Below are 1703 nucleotides of genomic sequence, written 5' to 3' on the forward strand. Positions count from 1 at the left end.
TACTTTTGCAATAGAGGGTGTATCTAGAACTTTGACCCACCAATTGGTCAGACACAGATTAGCAAGCTACTCGCAAAAATCTCAACGATATGTGAGAGCGAATAATTACGAGTATATTATCCCTCCAAAAATAAAAAATAATCCCAAGGCTTTAGAAATCTACGAGAAACACATGAAGCATACGATTGACGCTTATAACGAACTTACAGAAATTCTGATACAAGAAGAATACGACAAATTAATCGAGTCTGGAGTTGATGAGAAAAAAGCAAAATCAATGTCAGAAAAAAGTTCCATTGAAGATGCAAGATATGTTTTTTCAAATGCTACTGAGACAAAAATTGTCATGACAATGAATGCACGTGAGCTGTTGCATTTCTTTGAAGCTAGGTGTTGTCAAAGAGCGCAATGGGAAATCAGAGAAATGGCTACACTAATGCTTGTTGAAGCGAAAAAAGTGTGTCCACAAATTTTCAAAAAAGCAGGGCCAGGTTGTGTTAAAGGAAGTTGTCCAGAAGGAAAGATGACTTGTGGTAAAATAAAACAAGTTAGAGAATATTTTAATAGCCTTGACTAGTTAGGAGATATTATGGGAAAGATAGCAATTTTAACAGATTCAGGTAGTGAAATTACACCAAAAATAGCTGAAGAATACGGCATAGAATTGATGCCACTTCAAATAAACTACTCAGATGTATCCTACGATGATTATACTGTTGATCCGAAATATATATACGAAAACATCGATAGAGAAGTTCCAAAAACATCCATCCCATCTCTTGGAGATATCGTTAATAAATTAAATGAAATAAAAAACAAGGGGTTTGACAAGATAATATGCATTTCCATTTCTTCAAAACTAAGTGGAATGTACAATGCATTTATGCTTGCGAAAGACCAAGTGGAAGATGTGCAAGTAGAGGTATTTGACTCAAAAAATATTTCAATTGGTACGGGATTTTTTGCAATATTTGCGAGAAAATTAATTGATGAAGGATTTTCATTAGAATCTATAATAGAAACAATGAAATCAAAAATCAAAGATTCAGTACCAGTTATAACTTTGGATACTTTAAAATATTTGTCTTTAGGTGGTAGAATAGGTAAAATTACTGGGATCGTTGGTAATTTATTAAATTTGAAGCTTATAATATCTTGTAATGAAGACGGAGAATATTATACAGTAGAAAAAAATCGTGGTGCAATGAAAAACATCAACCACGCTATTGATATAGTGAAAAAAGAGTTATCAGGTATCAAAGACTATTATTTGGTTTTATTAAACGGTGATAATCAAAGCGCAATGGAAAAGGCCAAGGAAAGTATGAATGATTTAATTGAAGGAGCAAAGTTCTACTACGAAGGACAAATTGTTCCAACATTAAGTATCCATACTGGACCGGGATTATTTGGAATAGGTTATTTTAAATTATAAATTAATAGGGGGCGAGTAAATGGGAAACAAAAAAAGCAATATAGAATTTATTACTAATGGAAACATCACGGATGTGATTTTTAAATTAAGTATCCCATTGATGATTAGTAATCTAATCAAAACCCTTTATGGTATAACTGATGGAATATATGTAGCTCGAATTAGCTCTGAAGACTATGCTGCGACATCTTTTACTTGGCCTGTGCTGTATTTGTTTATAGCAGTTGGACTTGGAGTAAGTGTGGCAGCTACTTCTTTAATGAGTCAA

Annotated in this window: 3 protein-coding genes; all 3 read left to right on the top strand. The window is 33.0% G+C overall.

Going from position 1 to position 1703, the window contains the following annotated elements:
- The coding region (gene thyX, locus KHW44_RS09405) for an FAD-dependent thymidylate synthase (protein WP_304068831.1) at positions 1 to 577 on the top strand (577 nt) is incomplete at its 5' end.
- 12 nt (positions 578 to 589) lie between these two features.
- On the top strand, positions 590 to 1435 hold the full coding sequence (locus KHW44_RS09410) for a DegV family protein (protein ID WP_304068833.1): 846 nt from the start codon (positions 590 to 592) through the stop codon (positions 1433 to 1435).
- A gap of 19 nt (positions 1436 to 1454) precedes the next feature.
- A partial coding sequence (locus KHW44_RS09415; protein ID WP_304068835.1) for an MATE family efflux transporter occupies positions 1455 to 1703 on the top strand: 249 nt, incomplete at its 3' end.

The sequence above is a fragment of the Finegoldia magna genome (assembly GCF_018371055.1).
Taxonomy (GTDB): domain Bacteria; phylum Bacillota; class Clostridia; order Tissierellales; family Peptoniphilaceae; genus Finegoldia; species Finegoldia magna_I.